Source organism: Bacteroides neonati (assembly GCF_000499785.1).
In the GTDB taxonomy this organism is placed as follows: Bacteria; Bacteroidota; Bacteroidia; order Bacteroidales; family Bacteroidaceae; genus Bacteroides; species Bacteroides neonati.
In genome coordinates this window covers 288,309-304,414 of sequence record NZ_HG726023.1, presented here as the reverse complement: position 1 = coordinate 304,414, position 16,106 = coordinate 288,309, and the positions used below count along the sequence as shown (strand labels likewise).

Below are 16,106 nucleotides of genomic sequence, written 5' to 3'. Positions count from 1 at the left end.
ATTATTTTAACGTATAATCTCACTGCAAGGCAGACATTCGTGAGAAAGCCTGCCTTGCTTCCTATATAAACCACTATATTTGCACAAAAAAAAGACACAGATATGTTTATAATCATTGGAATCATGCTCACGGGAATGCTCCTGGGCTACCTGTTACGAAACAAGAAGTTATCCTGGATTCATCGGGTCATCACGCTGCTCATCTGGCTCTTGCTCTTTCTGCTGGGTATCGATGTAGGGGGCAATGAAGCGATCATCAACGGGCTGGCTACCATAGGCTTCGAGGCAGCTATCATTACACTAGCAGCAGTAGCCGGAAGCACACTCACTGCCTGGGCGCTCTGGTACTTCATATACATCCGACCGGGTAAGAAACGAAAGGAGGTACAGTCGTGAAGGGTAGTTTGATTATCATTTCGTTCTTTATAGTGGGTACTATCTGTGGGGTCTATCACCTGATTCCTTATGATTTTACCGATAGTAAACTGAGTTATTACGCACTCTGCGCGCTGATGTTCAGCGTAGGCATTAGTGTGGGCAACGATCCGAAAACCTTGAAGAGTTTTCGTTCGCTCAACCCGCGGCTGCTCTTGTTGCCCGTCATGACGATACTGGGCACACTGGCGGGATGTGCGTTTATCAGCTTCTTTCTGGGACACCGCTCGCCTGCCGACTGCATGGCAGTGGGTTCGGGCTTCGGATACTATTCGCTATCGAGTATCTTTATCACCGAATACAAAGGAGCCGAGCTGGGCACTATCGCTCTGCTGTCGAACATCATGCGCGAAATCATCGCACTGCTGTGCGCCCCATTATTGGTGCGGTATTTCGGAAAACTCGCTCCCATCTCCGTAGGCGGAGCTACGACGATGGACACCACACTGCCCATCATCACCCGCTGTTCGGGACAGGAGTTTGTCATCGTCTCCATCTTCCACGGATTTGTGGTCGACTTTAGCGTACCCTTTTTAGTCACTTTATTTTGCTCAATATGAAACACCTGATATTTTATACACTTCTTTTCGGTTCGTTACTGACGGAAGCAAAGGCGCAAGCCGGTCACCATACGAACCAAGTTCCCTGGCAGAACCCGCAAGTGAATGCCATGCATCGCGAACCGATGCACGCGCACTTCATTCCGTTTGTAAACGAAGCGGGAGCCTTGCAGCAACAGGCATTGCCCGCTCCGCAATGTTTGGCCTTAAACCCTCAAAGCGAACGGCGTATCTCACTCGATGGTACGTGGAAGTTTCTCTATTCAAAAACACCGGCTGCCTGTCCCGATGGTTTCTGGAAACCGGGCTACAACACCCGCAAGTGGAAAAACATTGAAGTACCGGGCAGTTGGGAACTGCAAGGCTTCGACGCACCGATCTATACGGATGTGAGCTACCCCTTTCCGCCCAATCCGCCTTTTGTTCCTGCCGACTATAATCCGGTGGGTGCCTATGTCCGCGAGTTCACCGTACCCGCCGACTGGAAAGGGATGGATGTGTTTCTCGACTTCGAAGGCGTAGAGTCGGCTTTCTACTGTTGGGTAAACGGCGAATTGGCTGGATACAGCGAAGACAGCCGCCTACCGGCACACTTCAACATCGGCCAACTACTCAAAAAGGGAAAGAACACACTCGCCGTCAAGGTGTTCCGATACAGCGACGGCTCCTACCTCGAAGATCAGGACTATTGGAAGTACAGCGGCATCGAGCGTAGCGTATACTTGTATGCCCGCCCCCAAACCCGGGTCAAAGACTTCAAATTGACCGCAGCACTCACCAATGATTACAAAGACGGTGCCTTCGATATCACCTTTCACACCACCGTTCCCACCTCCGAATATGTGGTAGAGATGAAGTTAATGGATGGAAACCAACAACTCTTTGCCCATCAAGAGGCCATTAAGCAAGCAACCGATACGCTCTTTTCGCTGCAGCACCGCGTAGCAGACGTAAAAGCTTGGAGTGCCGAGACACCAACTCTTTACACACTCATCGTCAATACATACACCAAAGAGGGCGAGATGATCGAATCGTTCGTACACCCCTTCGGCTTTCGCACGGTAGAGATGCGCAACGGTATGGTACTGATTAACAATGTACCGCTGAAGTTTAAAGGAGTAAACCGCCACGAACACGACCGCTTCAAGGGACGCACCATCACGGTGGAGAGTATGATACAAGACATCCGGCTGATGAAACAGTTCAACCTGAACGCCGTACGCAACTCTCACTACCCGAATCGTCCCGAATGGTATGCCCTGTGCGATAGGTACGGCCTCTACCTCATCGACGAAGCCAACCTCGAAAGCCACGGTATGGAACACCATAAAGACGAAACCTTGGCAAACTACCCCGATTGGGAACTTCCTTTCCGCCAACGAATGGAGCGAATGGTAAGACGCGACCGCAACTTCACCTCCATCGTTACCTGGTCGCTGGGCAATGAATCGGGCTATGGAAAGAACTTTGAAACGCTTTATCATTGGACAAAGGAGTTCGACCCCACGCGCCCCGTACAATACGAAGGTGCACGCAAGCAAGGATTGTCGGACATCTACTGCCCCATGTACGGCCGCATCTGGTGGTTGCGCGAACACGTCAACCAACGTCAGCCCCGTCCGCTCATCCTCTGCGAATATGCACATGCCATGGGCAACAGCGTAGGCAACCTGCAAGATTACTGGGACTTGATCTATGCATACGACCAACTGCAAGGCGGCTTCATCTGGGACTGGGTAGACCAGACCTTTGAGAAGCAGGACAACAACGGACGAAAGATTGCCGCCTACGGTGGCGACATGGGCTTTGCCGGTGTTCCCAACGACTCTAACTTCTGCGCCAACGGACTCGTAGCTGCTGACCGCTCACTGCATCCGCATATCTGGGAGGTGAAGCGGGTGTATCAGTATGTGCATTTTGCTCCCGTGCCCTTCACCACCAATCAAATTGCGGTGACCAATCGTCACGACTTCATCGGCATGGACGGACTCTTGCTGCGCTGGACAGTAGAGGCTGACGGTCTACCTTTTGATGGGGGTACAATGGATTTTCCCTTCATCGCTCCGCATACGACCGGACAGGTAACCCTACCGCTAAAGCCACTGCCTGCCAACGGACGGGAATATTTCTTGAAGCTGGAAGCCATCACCCGTAATGAAGCTCCACTCGTGCCTCAGGGACACAGCACCGCCATGGAGCAGTGGCAACTACCCACTCCTAAGCCGCAAATATGCCCCATCGGACCATCTGCCAATACCCTCAACAGCAAACGTACTGCCGACAGTATTCTCATAACCGCTCCCGATTTATGCATACGCTTTGCTATCCGCACCGGCGAAATGACCTCCTTTACCTATAAAGGCAGGGAACTGCTGAAAGAGGGGCTGCAACCCAACTTCTGGCGCGGACTGACCGACAATGACGTAGCCAACAAAACAGCCGAACGCTGTGCCACCTGGCAATATGCAGGCAAGGAGATGGTACTGAGCGAACTCGACCTGCGCGTGAGTGATGATAAACAAATCGCCTACGTAGTGGCTCATTACGACATGAAGGCACAAGAAGCCAAGCTGGAAACCTCGTACGCAATACGACCCGACGGAACGGTACAAGTCAGCATGAAGTTCGTACCGGGACAGAAACCACTACCCGAGCTACCACGCTTCGGCATGAGGATGATACTGCCCGGTCAATACGATCGGATGACCTGGTTCGGACGCGGCCCACACGAGAACTATGCCGACCGTAAAAGCTCGGCACTCATCGGTCGATATCAAGCAAGTGTATGGGAACAATATCATCCTTATGTGCGCGCACAAGAGACGGGCAATAAGTGCGATGTCCGTTGGTTATCGCTTTGCGACAAAGAGGGTCGCGGATTGCTTGTTCGAGGAGTACAACCGCTCAGTGTCAGTGCCTGGAACTTCCCGATGGAAGATATCGAATACCGTCCGTTCAACGTAGAGCGTCGCCACGGTGGAAGCATCGCCCCCAAAGATTTGGTATGGCTCAACATCGATCACCGCCAAATGGGCGTAGGAGGCGATAATACGTGGGGCGCACAAGTGCATCCCGAATACACCATCACCCCCGAAACCATGAGTTATACCTTTACCTTACAACCTCTTTAATACACGAAAACCATGAAACAAATTCCGTCACTCCTTCTTTGTATACTGTTGGCAAGCCTTATTATGGCTTGCGGCAGTAAAGAGAAAGCATCGAATGCGGTCAGGTACCAATTCGATCATATTATCGATATTGCTTATACACCCGATACAGCCGTACGTTGCACCGGATGGTTTACCGATCAGGGTTCGTGGATGGGATTCACGCTGCCGCAAACCGATCGGTGGGTCAATGGGTTTTGCGGTCCGTTCAGCATCGACAAGCGTAACTGGATGGCCAAGGCAGCCGTAACAGCTCATTTCGGTAAAGCACCGAAGGAGGTATTTACACCCGACTCTACCAACTATTATCCGGGAGAACTCTATCTATCTGCCCGATCGGCTTCGGGCAAGATAAGTCAGCAACTACTGTTTGCCGATGCCACTACGGCACTACTCTCCGTATATGCCGACACAGCCGGAGAACTCTGCTTTACAGGCAATGATTGGGCTCCCGGAACCACCTTTGCATTGGATCAGACAACGGTCATTGCCACCCACCCCTCCGGTGAAATCGTTTCCATCGGTTTTACTCCCGACACACGCATCACCTGTACCGACACCAATTATCAAGCCATATGCGAAGGTGGGAAAAAGGTCTCTATCAGCCTTTCTTTCTTCTACAACGAGAAAGAAAAGGTAGCAGGCATGCAAAAAGCTGCCACCGTACTCTGCCAGCCCGACTCTTTTATTCAGGCCAACAACAAGCGTTGGGAAGAGTATCTAAGCCGTATTCTCCGGAAGGACATGCCGAAAGAGTACGACCGTATTGCCGTGAAATCGGTTGTTACGCTACTCTCTAACTGGCGTACCAACCGAGGCGGATTGTTGCACGAAGGGATCATTCCCAGCCATGCGGTAGGTTACTTTGTGGGCTTTTGGGCATGGGACTCTTGGCGATTCTCAGTAGCTCTGGCACGCTTTGCTCCCGAATTGGCTAAAAACAACATCCGTGCCATGTTCGACTATCAGTTGCCCGACGGTATGATAATCGACTGTATCTACACCAATCCCGAAGAGAACAATGCCCGCGACAGCAAACCACCATTAGCAGCCTGGGCGGTCGATGAAATCTTTACCCACACACAAGATACCGCCTTTGTACGTGAGATGTATCCGCAACTGCTGGCTTATCATCGCTGGTGGTACTTGAAGCGCGATCATAACCGCAATGGTATCTGCGAATTCGGATCGACCGACGGTACTACCGAAGCGGCAGCATGGGAAAGCGGTATGGACAACGCCATTCGCTTTGACAATGCCCAAATGGTGAAGAACGATGCAGAGAATGCCTGGAGCTTCGATCAGGAGAGCGTAGACCTCAACGCATACCTGGCGCAAGAGTATCAGTTGCTGAAAAAGTTTGCTTCGCTTATCGGGCAGCCCTTTGAAGAGAAAGATTATACGGCCGATGTTGCCAATTACTTTTTCGATACCGAAACAGGGTTCTTCTTCGACCGCCGCCTCAGCGATGGCAGTTTCGTAAAAGAAGAGGGCTGCGAGGCCTATATTCCTCTGTGGACAGGCATCGCTACCCCCGAACAGATGGAGCGTGCCATGAAACTGCTTACCGATACAACCAAATTTGCCACCTATATTCCCTTCCCTACCGTGGCAGCCGATAATCCCAAGTTTATGCCTAAAGGTTATTGGCGAGGCCCAATTTGGTTAGATCAGACGTACTTTGCCATCAAAGGATTGCGTAACTATGGCTATAACGACAGAGCCGATGCATGTACCAAACAGGTGTTCGACCGCCTGCAAGGGCTAAAGAATGGTGCACCTATTCACGAAAATTATGGCACCCATACGGGCGAATGTCTCAAAGCACCACATTTTAGTTGGAGCTCGGTGCACCTGCTACTCTTGTACGAAGAGTATGGCAAACAGGCGAATGATATTACAAAATAATTTCATTTTGCTAATAAAACAGTCGTTTTCACACTCATATAATTGATCTAGGTCAAAAAAGGATAGTATAAGAGATACTTTTACCTACTTATCTTTTTATGTTCTAAAACATATTTCTATATTTGCATAGGTAAAAAGAAAAAGCCAAGTGCTTTAAACCTATGTTTTCAATAGGTATTAGTTTTAGGTAAATAGATTAGTTTTTAGGAATAACAATTAAAGTAGGTATTAGTATGAAAAAAATTGGAATGACAATCGTAGCAGCATTATGTATCGCAGCTACAACGTATGCAGCAGGAAACCAACCTACAACTGCAAAATGGGAAGGTAACATTAACGTAACCAAATTGGGACAGTACTTGAAGCTGAACTCGGCTCAAAGCGAAGAGGTATCAAACATCTGCTCTTATTTCACCGAACAGATGGGAAGAGCTACCAGCTCTAAGAAGAATAAAGATGCCAAATTGTACAATGCAGTTTACGGAAACTTGAAGTTGATGAGACAAACACTTACCAACGAGCAATACAGCAAGTATGCTGCGTTGATGAATGTAACGTTGAAGAACAAAGGTATTGAACTGAACAAGTAATGTAATGAAGCATCATAAAAAAAAGACGGGTGTCAATGGATCAAACCATCGACACCCGTTTTTTTATCTATTTACAACTGATCTGCTTGCTCACAAGCTATCAGTAAGAAGTTTCAAACTGTACCTCTCCTTTGGTGTTCAGCACTTTGGTCTTTAAAACATTCCCACGCTTCTCGAGAATAACAACGGTGGCTTTATCTAGGCTCGGTCCTCCCCCGATAATAACCGGAAAGTGATTGCCGTGACTCCCTTTCGGGTGATAAGCAAACTCATGGTTATGTCCGTTGACACAGACATCGAACGGCGCTTTGGAGAGTTGCTTGCCCCACAATTCCACACACGGATTGTATTCGGAAGCATTGCCATAAAGAGGAATATGGTGCAACAATACTTTCTTAGCAGACTTCTTGAATGCTTTGGAAGCCAACTCCTGTTTCAAGAACTCCGTCTGATCGTTGCGCAGTTGGGTAAAGTCGTTCAAACCGTAATATACCCAATGGTCGTCCGGTTTGTCTTCGCCACAATCGAGCATCACGATACGGGTATCTCCCCAAGAGAAAGCGCCATACGTTTTCCCACCCACATAATCGTACAAACTTTGCAGACCAATGGAGTACGCATTGCGGATTTCATGATTGCCACGCATGAAGAAAACAGGTATGCGATCTGCTCCCACCGCTTCATTCAACACACTGATGTACTTCGTGGCCTGATCGTGGTTGGCAGGATCGTCTACACAATCGCCGTTGAAAACAGCGAAATCATACCGAATCCCCTTCAGTTGACTGCATAAAGCACGTACCGTAGCTTCCTGCTGATGCAGATCGTTGAATATAACCGCAGTGAAGTCGGTTTGACCGACTGAGGGCAGCGTAAAGCTCGAAAGCTCCGACTGTGCCGTATGACCAAACTCTTTTTTATAAGCTTGATAAAGCAATATTTCCTGCGAGCAGATGCGATAATAGTACGTTTTCCCGGGTTGCAAGTCATTGAGACGCACCTTGTGGATGGTATTATTGCACAAGGTCTGTCCATTGATCAACGTGCGTGCTCTTTGCAGGTTATTCTTATCGGTACCATACTCGACCCAGGCATAAGCCGGAACGGTTGTTTGCCATATCACCGTAATGCCGCCATCGGTTGGGTTTTGCAGGTAAGGTTTTGTGCGGAAGATATTGTCGGCTGCTTCGGCAAAGCGAATCTCCGTCAACAAGGGACGATGATCGGAAGCCAACGGCTCATCTATCACCCGGGCCAAAGTAACCACATAATTGCTCGTGGTAGCTTTATAGGCAAGTATATAATCGATAACATCGACAGGCTTGTTGGCCGGAAAAGTGGCCTGCTTTACATTCGATAGCAGTTGAAACTCCTTCTGCACCTCTTTCATACAGGTTGACGTTGGCGAATCATTGAAATCTCCCGCCAGAAAGAATGGTTTCTGAACTTTAGCTGCTTCGGCCTTGATGATTTCGACAGACTTCATCCGATCCTCTTCGGTCAAAGAAAGATGTACACAACTATACAGGTAGTCTTTGAACTCTACTATCAGCAGCGCACGTTGTTCTTCCCTGCCCGGCAAGGAAAGCATCCGAACCTGCAAGGGTTTTTCCTTACTCAATAAACCAATACCGTATTTTCCGCCGTCAAAAGCAATGGCAGGTGCAAAACAGGCATACATCTGCGTACGCTCTGCCAACTCTTTAAGAACATCGGTTCGATTGCTTCGGAGGGTCATACTGTCCAGTTCTTGCAGTGCAACCACATCGGGGCAGGCATTGTTTATCACATTGGCTATGCGCTGATAGTTGGTTACATTATCCAACCCCTTTGCATTCCGAACATTGTAGCTCATCATACGCAATGTTGTTCCGGCTTGTGCCGACAGCATTAAAAAAGCAGCAAGCAGGGCTACCGCGCTTCTCTTCATGGTGTTTCTCATGTTTTTCTTTATTTCTTGCAATTTGGGGCAAATGTATACAAAATATTCTATGTAAAGTTCTCTTGCACCCTATTTATACTTTTGTTGCAGCTCTTTGTTGCGAATGGTAATATCGAGTTCATTGGTATACCGGCCGTCGGCAGCGCGATCAATAAAATCGCATAACTGATCCTGTGCTTCAAAACGAGGGAAAGAGGCTACTTGATACTTCATTCCTTGATAGCGAACCGTCAGCATAATTTAAAATCGATCCTATTCAAACGGATGAAGTTGATTAACAGACAACTATCACTAACCATAGAGCCGATAATAAAACAGAAGAGAGCTACAAAAGAAAAGGGTAACAGATAGGAAAAGAGAAGAAGAAAAAGATGTAGTTAATTGATTTTAAACACAATAAAGTAATTCATCAACTTATCTAATTCATTATTTCCAAGAGAACTATTTTAAGAGTGCGTTAAAAACGTACTTTTTATACACTAAAGTACGTACTCCTTATTGGCAAGACTACCTATTCTTTCAGAACCATGGAGGCAAAGTAAGAAAAGGAAATTAACAGTGTTAAAAACAAAACAAATATTTGAGGTACTACAAGAAAGATAAAATGGATATTTCCTCAGCTTCACACCTTGGCAAATATCCATTTCATATAATGTCAGAAGTCTACTTGGGAAAGGGACACGACAGTTTGCTTATTTGATGGTTACCATCGTAGCACCGAACCCATATTCCTGAAACGAGGCATCTTGCGACTTGCAAGTACCGTACTTTTTGCGAAGTTCCTCGAGCAAAGCCTTGCGCAATACGCCATCGCCTTTGCCGTGAATGAACACGATCTTTTGCTCGCGCTTGGTCTTATATTTCTCCATCACTTCGTTAAACTTGTCGAGCTGATAGCGAAGTATGTCGGCATTGGCCATTCCTTTCGTATCGTCGAGCAATTCGGAAATGTGCAGGTCTATCTCCAGAATCTCATTGCCACCACCGCGCTTTACAATCGACTGCGACCGAGGCTTCTCCACCTCTTTCTTCTGCAACAAAGCAGTTTGAATCTCTTCGGCAGCCACAAATACCTGCTTTACAGATACATCGTTGGTCACAATCGGATAGATCAAAGCAGGTTCTTCGAAGAATTCCGAGTCGCGGAACGTATGTAGCTTGTAAAACTTCACCGTATCGATGCGTAGCTCTACGCTCACCGAGGGTTTCAAGGCAAACGTGCGGTCTTCTTTAAACGGTATGAGTTGCACGGCTACATGTTCCATTTCGTTCAACACATCTTTGGCGAAACTCTCCAGATAGAGCTTCGTATTGGGTTCGATCAATCCGTGCGAGCGGTTCTTCCACGCTTTTCCCTCGGCACTGAGGTAGGTGTAATAGAGGTAATAGTTGCTATCGTTCACCAAATAGACCTCGAAAGGGGTTTGGCTGATGGCCTTTACATCCTCGGGCACAAAGGCCAGACATACATTCAGTGTATCGCCTCCACGCACTTCGGATGGACGAAAGGTCGATATTTCGGGCTTCACCGGCTTGGGTGGCTCTACTGCCTTCGGGCTCGAAACCGTGCTCTTATGCTTCATATTGTAATCATCGGTATCGATCACCACACATTCGCGCGCAGGCATGGGGATATCAAACCCATCGGCATCTTCGACCAGCACGGTGTCTTTACCGCGAAATCCCTTCACGATACCACCGCCCACTTCACTCAGAAAGCGTACTTTATCTCCTATTTTCATCTCTTTATATGCTATTAGTTCATTAGTTCAGCAAATATCGTTATTTTTGCCGAAGAAATAAAGAATCATGAAAGAAAACCCGAAACATATCCGTATTGACGAATACAATTATGCGCTTCCCGACGAACGCATTGCTAAATTTCCCCTCCCCGTACGCGACCAATCAAAGCTTCTCATCTATCGCCACGGCGAAATCATTGAAGATGGCTTTGCCTCACTCCCTACCTATCTGCCCGAGGGTAGTTTGATGGTGTTCAACAACACCAAGGTGATTCAGGCACGTATGCATTTCCACAAAGACACGGGTGCGCTGATCGAGATATTCTGCCTCGAGCCCATCTTGCCCAACGATTACGTACTCAACTTTCAGCAAACCGAACAAGCCTCGTGGCTCTGTATGATCGGTAATCTGAAGAAATGGAAAGAGGGAAGCCTGAAACGGGAAATGACGGTAAAGGGATGTCCGATTACTTTGACGGCCACACGCGGCGAGTGTCACGGAACAAGCCATTGGGTCGACTTCCGGTGGAACAACCCTTCGGTAACCTTTGCCGATATTCTGGAGGTTTTCGGCGAACTACCCATCCCCCCTTACTTGAACCGCGACACCGAGGAGAGCGATAAAGAGACCTACCAAACAGTATATTCGAAGATAAAGGGCTCGGTGGCTGCTCCTACAGCGGGATTGCACTTTACCCCAAATGTGCTCGAAGCCCTGTGCACGAAAGGGATTGATTTGGAAGAGCTGACGCTTCACGTAGGTGCAGGTACCTTTCGCCCCGTAAAAAGCGAAGAGATAGAGGGGCATGAAATGCATACCGAATACATATCGGTGCCACGCACGCTCATTAAAAAGCTGATCAAGCACGACGGACAAGCCATAGCGGTAGGCACTACCTCGGTACGAACACTGGAGAGCTTGTACCATATCGGAGCCACACTGGCCGCCTGCCCCGAAGCAACCGAAGAGCAACTGCACGTGCGTCAATGGCAAGCATACGAACCTTTCGAAGAGATTCGTCCGGTGGTTGCACTGCAAAAAATTCTGGGCTACCTCGATCGTCACGGCATGGAGGCTTTGCACTCAAGCACTCAGATTATTATTGCTCCGGGGTATAAATACCGCATTGTAAAGGCAATGGTTACTAACTTTCACCAGCCACAAAGCACACTGCTGCTTCTTGTTTCGGCTTTTGTGAAGGGCGATTGGAAGCGAATATACGACTATGCTCTTGATCACGATTTCCGCTTTCTGAGTTATGGCGATTCCTCTCTATTGATTCCTTAAACACGAGAACTAACACACATATAAAATGCAAAGTGATAACAACCAAGAGATGTTTCCTATCGTCGATGAACAAGGAAATATAGTAAGTGCCGCTACGCGCGGCGAATGCCACAGCGGGAGCAAACTCCTACATCCGGTCGTTCATTTACACATATTCAACTCGCAGGGCGAACTCTACTTGCAGAAACGTCCCGAATGGAAAGACATTCAGCCGGGGAAGTGGGATACAGCCGTAGGTGGACACATCGATATGGGCGAGAGTGTAGAGATAGCGTTGAAACGCGAAAGCCGGGAGGAGTTGAATATCACCGATTTCGTTCCCGAAATGCTGACAAGCTATGTTTTTGAATCGGATCGCGAACGCGAATTGGTCTTTGTGCACAAAACCGTATACGATGGCCCCCTTTGTCCAAGCGATGAACTGGACGGAGGGCGGTTCTGGAACATCGAAGAAATTAAGGCGAATCTCGGGAAGGGAGTCTTTACACCCAACTTCGAAACAGAACTAAAGAGAGTAAACCTTCTTATATAAACAAACACAAACGAACAAGACTCATGCAAATCAAAACAAAACGACTACACACAGTCGTCCTTTTATTTTTTAGCACCTCTCTATTCATGAGCTGTACCGACGACAGTACAGTAACAGACAACAACAAACCGACGGAAAGCGAGCAGGGAATCATTCAGATAAGCAAAGACGGGTTTACCGAGAGTAACTCGGCACCCTTGCTGGCCGACAACGAGCCCGACGAAGTACTGTTCAATCAGAAAATGCGCAGCTTGCGTATCAACCAACCGTTGCAAATAGAGATTAACGAGCAACAGGAGCTCTACTTCAAATACTACGGCCCGCGAAAGACAACCGACTTAACCGTTTGGGGACAGATAATCGGCTATGACGAAGAGTTCAAGTTGGCTCACTTTGACGAGATACCTCCCTTCACCGAGTTTCACCAAAAACTCCCGGCAACCGAAGCCAGCAAGGTGTACCAAACACGATCGGGCAAGAAAATCAGGATAGAGAAAAACCCCTATCTATCTGCGGCCGATCTCAAAATCAGTGTTGAGTGCAACGATAAGTTCTACAAACAAGTTACCGAGATGCCCTACAACGTTCGCGTGGAGTTCTCTGCCTATTCGGGTAGTGGTTCGTGGGCATATAAAATCCTACCGGCACACTGCCGCGAAAGTATCGCCTTTATCATGAACATGGGATGGATGTTTTCGCAAGAGCGCACAAAAGACACGCTCAATGCCTATTCATTCTATGCCAACAACGACCCCTCTTCACTGATACCGAAGCAAACCATTCTCGACCGAACCATGCGTAAGAACGGAACCTTGGTATTGGGCCATACCTCGGGTGTCAATGGTCTGGGAGGAGGCAATACCTACGGAGTGGCCGAATGGCAATTCGTCTCGCACTATGCTGATGATTCTGCCGATTCACATACCTTCTTTCACGAATACGGACACTGCATGGGCTACGGACACGATGGCAACATGACCTATGGAGACAGTAAAGGGTTCACCGAAGTATGCCGCCGTTTATACACAGAGATGTCGCGCAACAAAGAACTGCCGGTTTACTCCCGTCGTTTCCTCGGTACGCGAAAAAACGGCAAGTTATACGGATCGGAAAAATACCTGAGTTCGCGATATGTAATCGAAGACCCTGAACTGGATGCCATTGACGGGGGACTCGTAGGACGTAAACTAGGCGAGCTGTCCGATCCCACCAAAGGTACTCCGCTTTCTCTGACCATCGACTATACGAAGATACCGGGAGCTACCGAAGCGACCTTTACTCCCAAAGATGTTTGCGCGTCGGGCAACCGCGTATATGTACTAAACGATGCCTCGGTCAATGGAACGACACATTTCAGCGTAGAGGTATTCAGCGAAGCAGACGGTAAACTGACCCACCTGAAAAGCTTGAAAGAGTGGAGTTTCAGAGGTGCAACACAAACCTTTATCGGTACTCCGAAAGGCATAGCTTGTGATGGCGAACGGCTCTTTGTCAACAACATCAACAGCCGCACCGATGTGTTCGACGCACGCTCACTCGAATTCATCACAGCCATCGGTACAGGCAATTGGGGCGATGGAGGTACACAAACAGTACACGCCTACGAAACGGTAGCCGCGGGTGGTTTTGTCTTTATCAAAGATAAAAAGAAGGTGAACATTTATGATGCAAATGACCTCACACCCGATGCATATACCCGTGTGTCGCGCTTCGCACAAACCGAACGTCTCTCCGAAGCAGACGTTGTATACGGTGCAGATATCGATTCGAAAGGATGGCTCTATACCACCTATGCTCCCGGTAAGAAAATCTATACGTACAACGTAAGCAGCATTCTCGAAAGCTCTATTCTACCACCCGCCGGCACAGCGTTGAGCTTAACGAAAACACCTGTCGATGTTGTTTGCTTTAACAACAGGGTACTTGTGGCACAAAACTCGGCTCCCCGCCTCATAGAGATCGATCCGGCCAATGGCACCACAGTGAAAGATTACAGTTCGGTATATGCATTCAAGAATCTCGAAAAGATGTCCGTAGCCCGGGCTACGCTCTTTGCCGTAGACAGAGGCAACAAGATTGTGATAGCCATTCCATTGACTCAATTCAACTAAACAACACCATTCACCTATATATTTATGAAAATAAAACAAACCCTTATCGCTCTTTTCGCCCTCTTCGTTGCCGCCGGCTGTTCGAAAGAAGAGTTAATACCCGAAACAGAGAACGAGAACTATACCAGCCACTACTATTATTCGTACGTGGCTCAATCGGCTATCGATGCGGCTGCTTTAGGCCTTGCACCGGGCGAATACGTTCCGGGGCCTGTCTGTCAGCACGAAAACGTACTCTACATAGCCAACAACAAAGAAGGCATGCAGAGTGTCATTCTCTATAACATTCAAACCAAACAAAAGATAAAAACACTGCGTAGCTGGACGTATCAGGAGCGTGAACAAACGTTTCCAAACAATAAGATCGAAGCGATATCCGTATCCAACGGCCGGCTTTATGTGGCCAATATCGGTTCGCAGATCGACGTATTCGACAGCACAGCCGATCAATTCATCACACGCATCGGGACGGGACAGTGGGGAGATGGCAACACACAGATGCTACATGCCCACGCCATGCTGATCCGCGACGGATACATCTATGTACGCACCAAGAACTGTATGCAGGTGTACCGCGAAAGCGATATAACCCCTGCCAACTACATGAAAGTGCCGTACTACTGCAAATCCTCGACCGCCGGATTCGATACGAACAACGGATTCAACCCCTATCAGATGTTTGCCGATGAGAAGGGTATTTATGTAACCGACTTTGGGCAATATGGTAACAAGAAGCTAACCTACATCCAACCCGATAAAGTAGAACAGGGTTCAAACAAGGAATTGATTGATAGCGAGAAGACGCTTAGTTTTGACTTCAACATGGTAGGAGCTGCTCCGTATCAAGATCATTTTTTCCTGATACAAAGCAATGGTACCATCCATCTGTACGATTGCAAAAAGGGGCAGGTTACCCATACGTTCACCACCCTGTTCGGAGCCAAGCTACAAAAGGCTCAACGAATCGTGATCGATGAAGACCGGATGTGGATCACCGACATCGCCGCCAATAAACTATATGAGGTAAAGATTATCACCAATGAAATAAAAGAGAGCGAGTAGCGACAACGGCTTACCCATACAACTCATGGGCTTATTTTACACGAATCCCTCCAAAAGACCTAAAAGACCTTTTGGAGGGATTCGTGTGAAATATAAAATGATTATTAATTGATTCCTTTAATCCAATTCACAATGGTATCCGAAAGCGGACTTGTTTTAGGAGGCACCATGCCTACCCAGTTCCCATTCTCATCCACCATAAATTTCTGAAAGTTCCATCCTACCGGTGCATCTTGCTTTCCATTTCTTATTTTCTCCGTCAGCCATTGATAGAGCGGTGCCATCTCTTTTCCTTTGACGGATATTTTCTCCATCATCGGAAACGTGACACCATAATTCAGTGAACAGAACTGAGCTATCTCGCTATTTGTTCCCGGCTCCTGCCATAAGAAGTTGTTGGCAGGGAAGCCAATAATCACAAAATTCTGATCTTTATAAGTATCGTACAGCTCTTGCAACTCTTTATACTGCGGCGTAAGACCACATTTAGAGGCTACGTTGACAACCAGCACCTTTTTCCCCTTTAGTTCCGAGAGAGGGTAATCCTTACCTTCAATGGTTTTCACTATAAAATCATAAAATGTTTGTTTACTCTGGGCACTTACCGGAACATACAAACCCAGAGCCATGAGGAGTGACATAATTAGCTTCATTTCTTTTTAATTGTTATGTATATTAGAGTTCGTATATTGATATAAACAACGGTAAGAGTAAAAAAGTTGCAAATACCATTTCGAGGAAATTCATAATTAAATAAGTATAAGAC

The 16,106-nt window shown here is 47.6% G+C and carries 13 protein-coding genes; 9 read left to right on the top strand and 4 right to left on the bottom strand.

All coding sequences use genetic code 11. The features are described from left to right. Positions 1-102: 102 nt before the first annotated feature. The 5 genes from TY03_RS13945 (at position 103) to TY03_RS13925 (ending at position 6,663) form a co-directional block, all read left to right on the top strand. Positions 103-396, top strand: a complete 294-nt coding sequence (locus tag TY03_RS13945; RefSeq protein ID WP_042371022.1) for a LysO family transporter — start codon at positions 103-105, stop codon at positions 394-396. Then, positions 393-995 (top strand): lysine exporter LysO family protein, encoded by a 603-nt coding sequence (locus tag TY03_RS13940; protein WP_042371020.1) that lies wholly within the window; start codon positions 393-395, stop codon positions 993-995. The genes TY03_RS13945 and TY03_RS13940 overlap by 4 nt, the downstream gene beginning before the upstream one ends. Continuing rightward, entirely contained in the window at positions 992-4,126 is a 3,135-nt protein-coding gene (locus TY03_RS13935; protein ID WP_042371019.1) for a glycoside hydrolase family 2 TIM barrel-domain containing protein, read from the top strand. The genes TY03_RS13940 and TY03_RS13935 overlap by 4 nt, the downstream gene beginning before the upstream one ends. A gap of 12 nt (positions 4,127-4,138) precedes the next feature. After that, positions 4,139-6,073 carry an MGH1-like glycoside hydrolase domain-containing protein gene (locus TY03_RS13930; RefSeq protein WP_042371017.1) on the top strand — a complete coding sequence of 645 codons (1,935 nt, stop codon included), beginning with the start codon at positions 4,139-4,141 and terminating at the stop codon, positions 6,071-6,073. A gap of 233 nt (positions 6,074-6,306) precedes the next feature. Continuing rightward, entirely contained in the window at positions 6,307-6,663 is a 357-nt protein-coding gene (locus tag TY03_RS13925) for a hypothetical protein (RefSeq protein WP_042371015.1), read from the top strand. A 100-nt stretch (positions 6,664-6,763) separates the two neighbouring features. Here TY03_RS13925 and TY03_RS13920 read toward each other — a convergent pair whose 3' ends face one another. The 3 genes from TY03_RS13920 to TY03_RS13915 all read right to left on the bottom strand — a co-directional run bounded on the left by TY03_RS13920 (position 6,764) and on the right by TY03_RS13915 (position 10,347). Further along, a complete protein-coding gene (locus TY03_RS13920; RefSeq protein ID WP_042371397.1) occupies positions 6,764-8,593 on the bottom strand; it encodes an endonuclease/exonuclease/phosphatase family protein in 1,830 nt (609 codons plus the stop codon). Positions 8,594-8,674: 81 nt separating this feature from the next. After that, positions 8,675-8,842 carry a hypothetical protein gene (locus TY03_RS22475; RefSeq protein WP_154663599.1) on the bottom strand — a complete coding sequence of 56 codons (168 nt, stop codon included), beginning with the start codon at positions 8,840-8,842 and terminating at the stop codon, positions 8,675-8,677. 455 nt (positions 8,843-9,297) lie between these two features. Then, positions 9,298-10,347 (bottom strand): DUF2027 domain-containing protein, encoded by a 1,050-nt coding sequence (locus tag TY03_RS13915; RefSeq protein ID WP_042371013.1) that lies wholly within the window; start codon positions 10,345-10,347, stop codon positions 9,298-9,300. 67 nt (positions 10,348-10,414) lie between these two features. Between TY03_RS13915 and TY03_RS13910 the strand changes: the two genes are divergently transcribed. The 4 genes from TY03_RS13910 (at position 10,415) to TY03_RS13895 (ending at position 15,340) form a co-directional block, all read left to right on the top strand. Next, positions 10,415-11,635, top strand: a complete 1,221-nt coding sequence (locus TY03_RS13910; RefSeq protein ID WP_042371011.1) for an S-adenosylmethionine:tRNA ribosyltransferase-isomerase — start codon at positions 10,415-10,417, stop codon at positions 11,633-11,635. 25 nt (positions 11,636-11,660) lie between these two features. Further along, positions 11,661-12,167, top strand: a complete 507-nt coding sequence (locus tag TY03_RS13905; RefSeq protein ID WP_042371008.1) for an NUDIX hydrolase — start codon at positions 11,661-11,663, stop codon at positions 12,165-12,167. Positions 12,168-12,253: 86 nt separating this feature from the next. Continuing rightward, positions 12,254-14,278, top strand: coding sequence for a YncE family protein (locus tag TY03_RS13900; RefSeq protein WP_042371006.1), 2,025 nt, complete (start codon positions 12,254-12,256; stop codon positions 14,276-14,278). Between the two features lie 24 nt (positions 14,279-14,302). Beyond that, positions 14,303-15,340, top strand: a complete 1,038-nt coding sequence (locus tag TY03_RS13895; protein ID WP_042371004.1) for an NHL repeat-containing protein — start codon at positions 14,303-14,305, stop codon at positions 15,338-15,340. Between the two features lie 104 nt (positions 15,341-15,444). Here TY03_RS13895 and TY03_RS13890 read toward each other — a convergent pair whose 3' ends face one another. Beyond that, complete coding sequence (locus tag TY03_RS13890; RefSeq protein WP_042371002.1) at positions 15,445-15,993, bottom strand: glutathione peroxidase; 549 nt, start codon at positions 15,991-15,993, stop codon at positions 15,445-15,447. Positions 15,994-16,106 lie beyond the last annotated feature (113 nt).

Bases quoted from the DNA above. Each gene is read 5' to 3' on its own strand.
- TY03_RS13945 (WP_042371022.1), top strand. From the start codon at position 103: ATGTTTATAATCATTGGAATCATGCTCACGGGAATGCTCCTGGGCTAC.
- TY03_RS13935 (WP_042371019.1), top strand. From the start codon at position 992: ATGAAACACCTGATATTTTATACACTTCTTTTCGGTTCGTTACTGACG.
- TY03_RS13930 (WP_042371017.1), top strand. From the start codon at position 4,139: ATGAAACAAATTCCGTCACTCCTTCTTTGTATACTGTTGGCAAGCCTT.
- TY03_RS13925 (WP_042371015.1), top strand. From the start codon at position 6,307: ATGAAAAAAATTGGAATGACAATCGTAGCAGCATTATGTATCGCAGCT.
- TY03_RS13920 (WP_042371397.1), bottom strand. From the start codon at position 8,593: ATGAAGAGAAGCGCGGTAGCCCTGCTTGCTGCTTTTTTAATGCTGTCG.
- TY03_RS22475 (WP_154663599.1), bottom strand. From the start codon at position 8,842: ATGCTGACGGTTCGCTATCAAGGAATGAAGTATCAAGTAGCCTCTTTC.
- TY03_RS13915 (WP_042371013.1), bottom strand. From the start codon at position 10,347: ATGAAAATAGGAGATAAAGTACGCTTTCTGAGTGAAGTGGGCGGTGGT.
- TY03_RS13910 (WP_042371011.1), top strand. From the start codon at position 10,415: ATGAAAGAAAACCCGAAACATATCCGTATTGACGAATACAATTATGCG.
- TY03_RS13905 (WP_042371008.1), top strand. From the start codon at position 11,661: ATGCAAAGTGATAACAACCAAGAGATGTTTCCTATCGTCGATGAACAA.
- TY03_RS13900 (WP_042371006.1), top strand. From the start codon at position 12,254: ATGAGCTGTACCGACGACAGTACAGTAACAGACAACAACAAACCGACG.
- TY03_RS13895 (WP_042371004.1), top strand. From the start codon at position 14,303: ATGAAAATAAAACAAACCCTTATCGCTCTTTTCGCCCTCTTCGTTGCC.
- TY03_RS13890 (WP_042371002.1), bottom strand. From the start codon at position 15,993: ATGAAGCTAATTATGTCACTCCTCATGGCTCTGGGTTTGTATGTTCCG.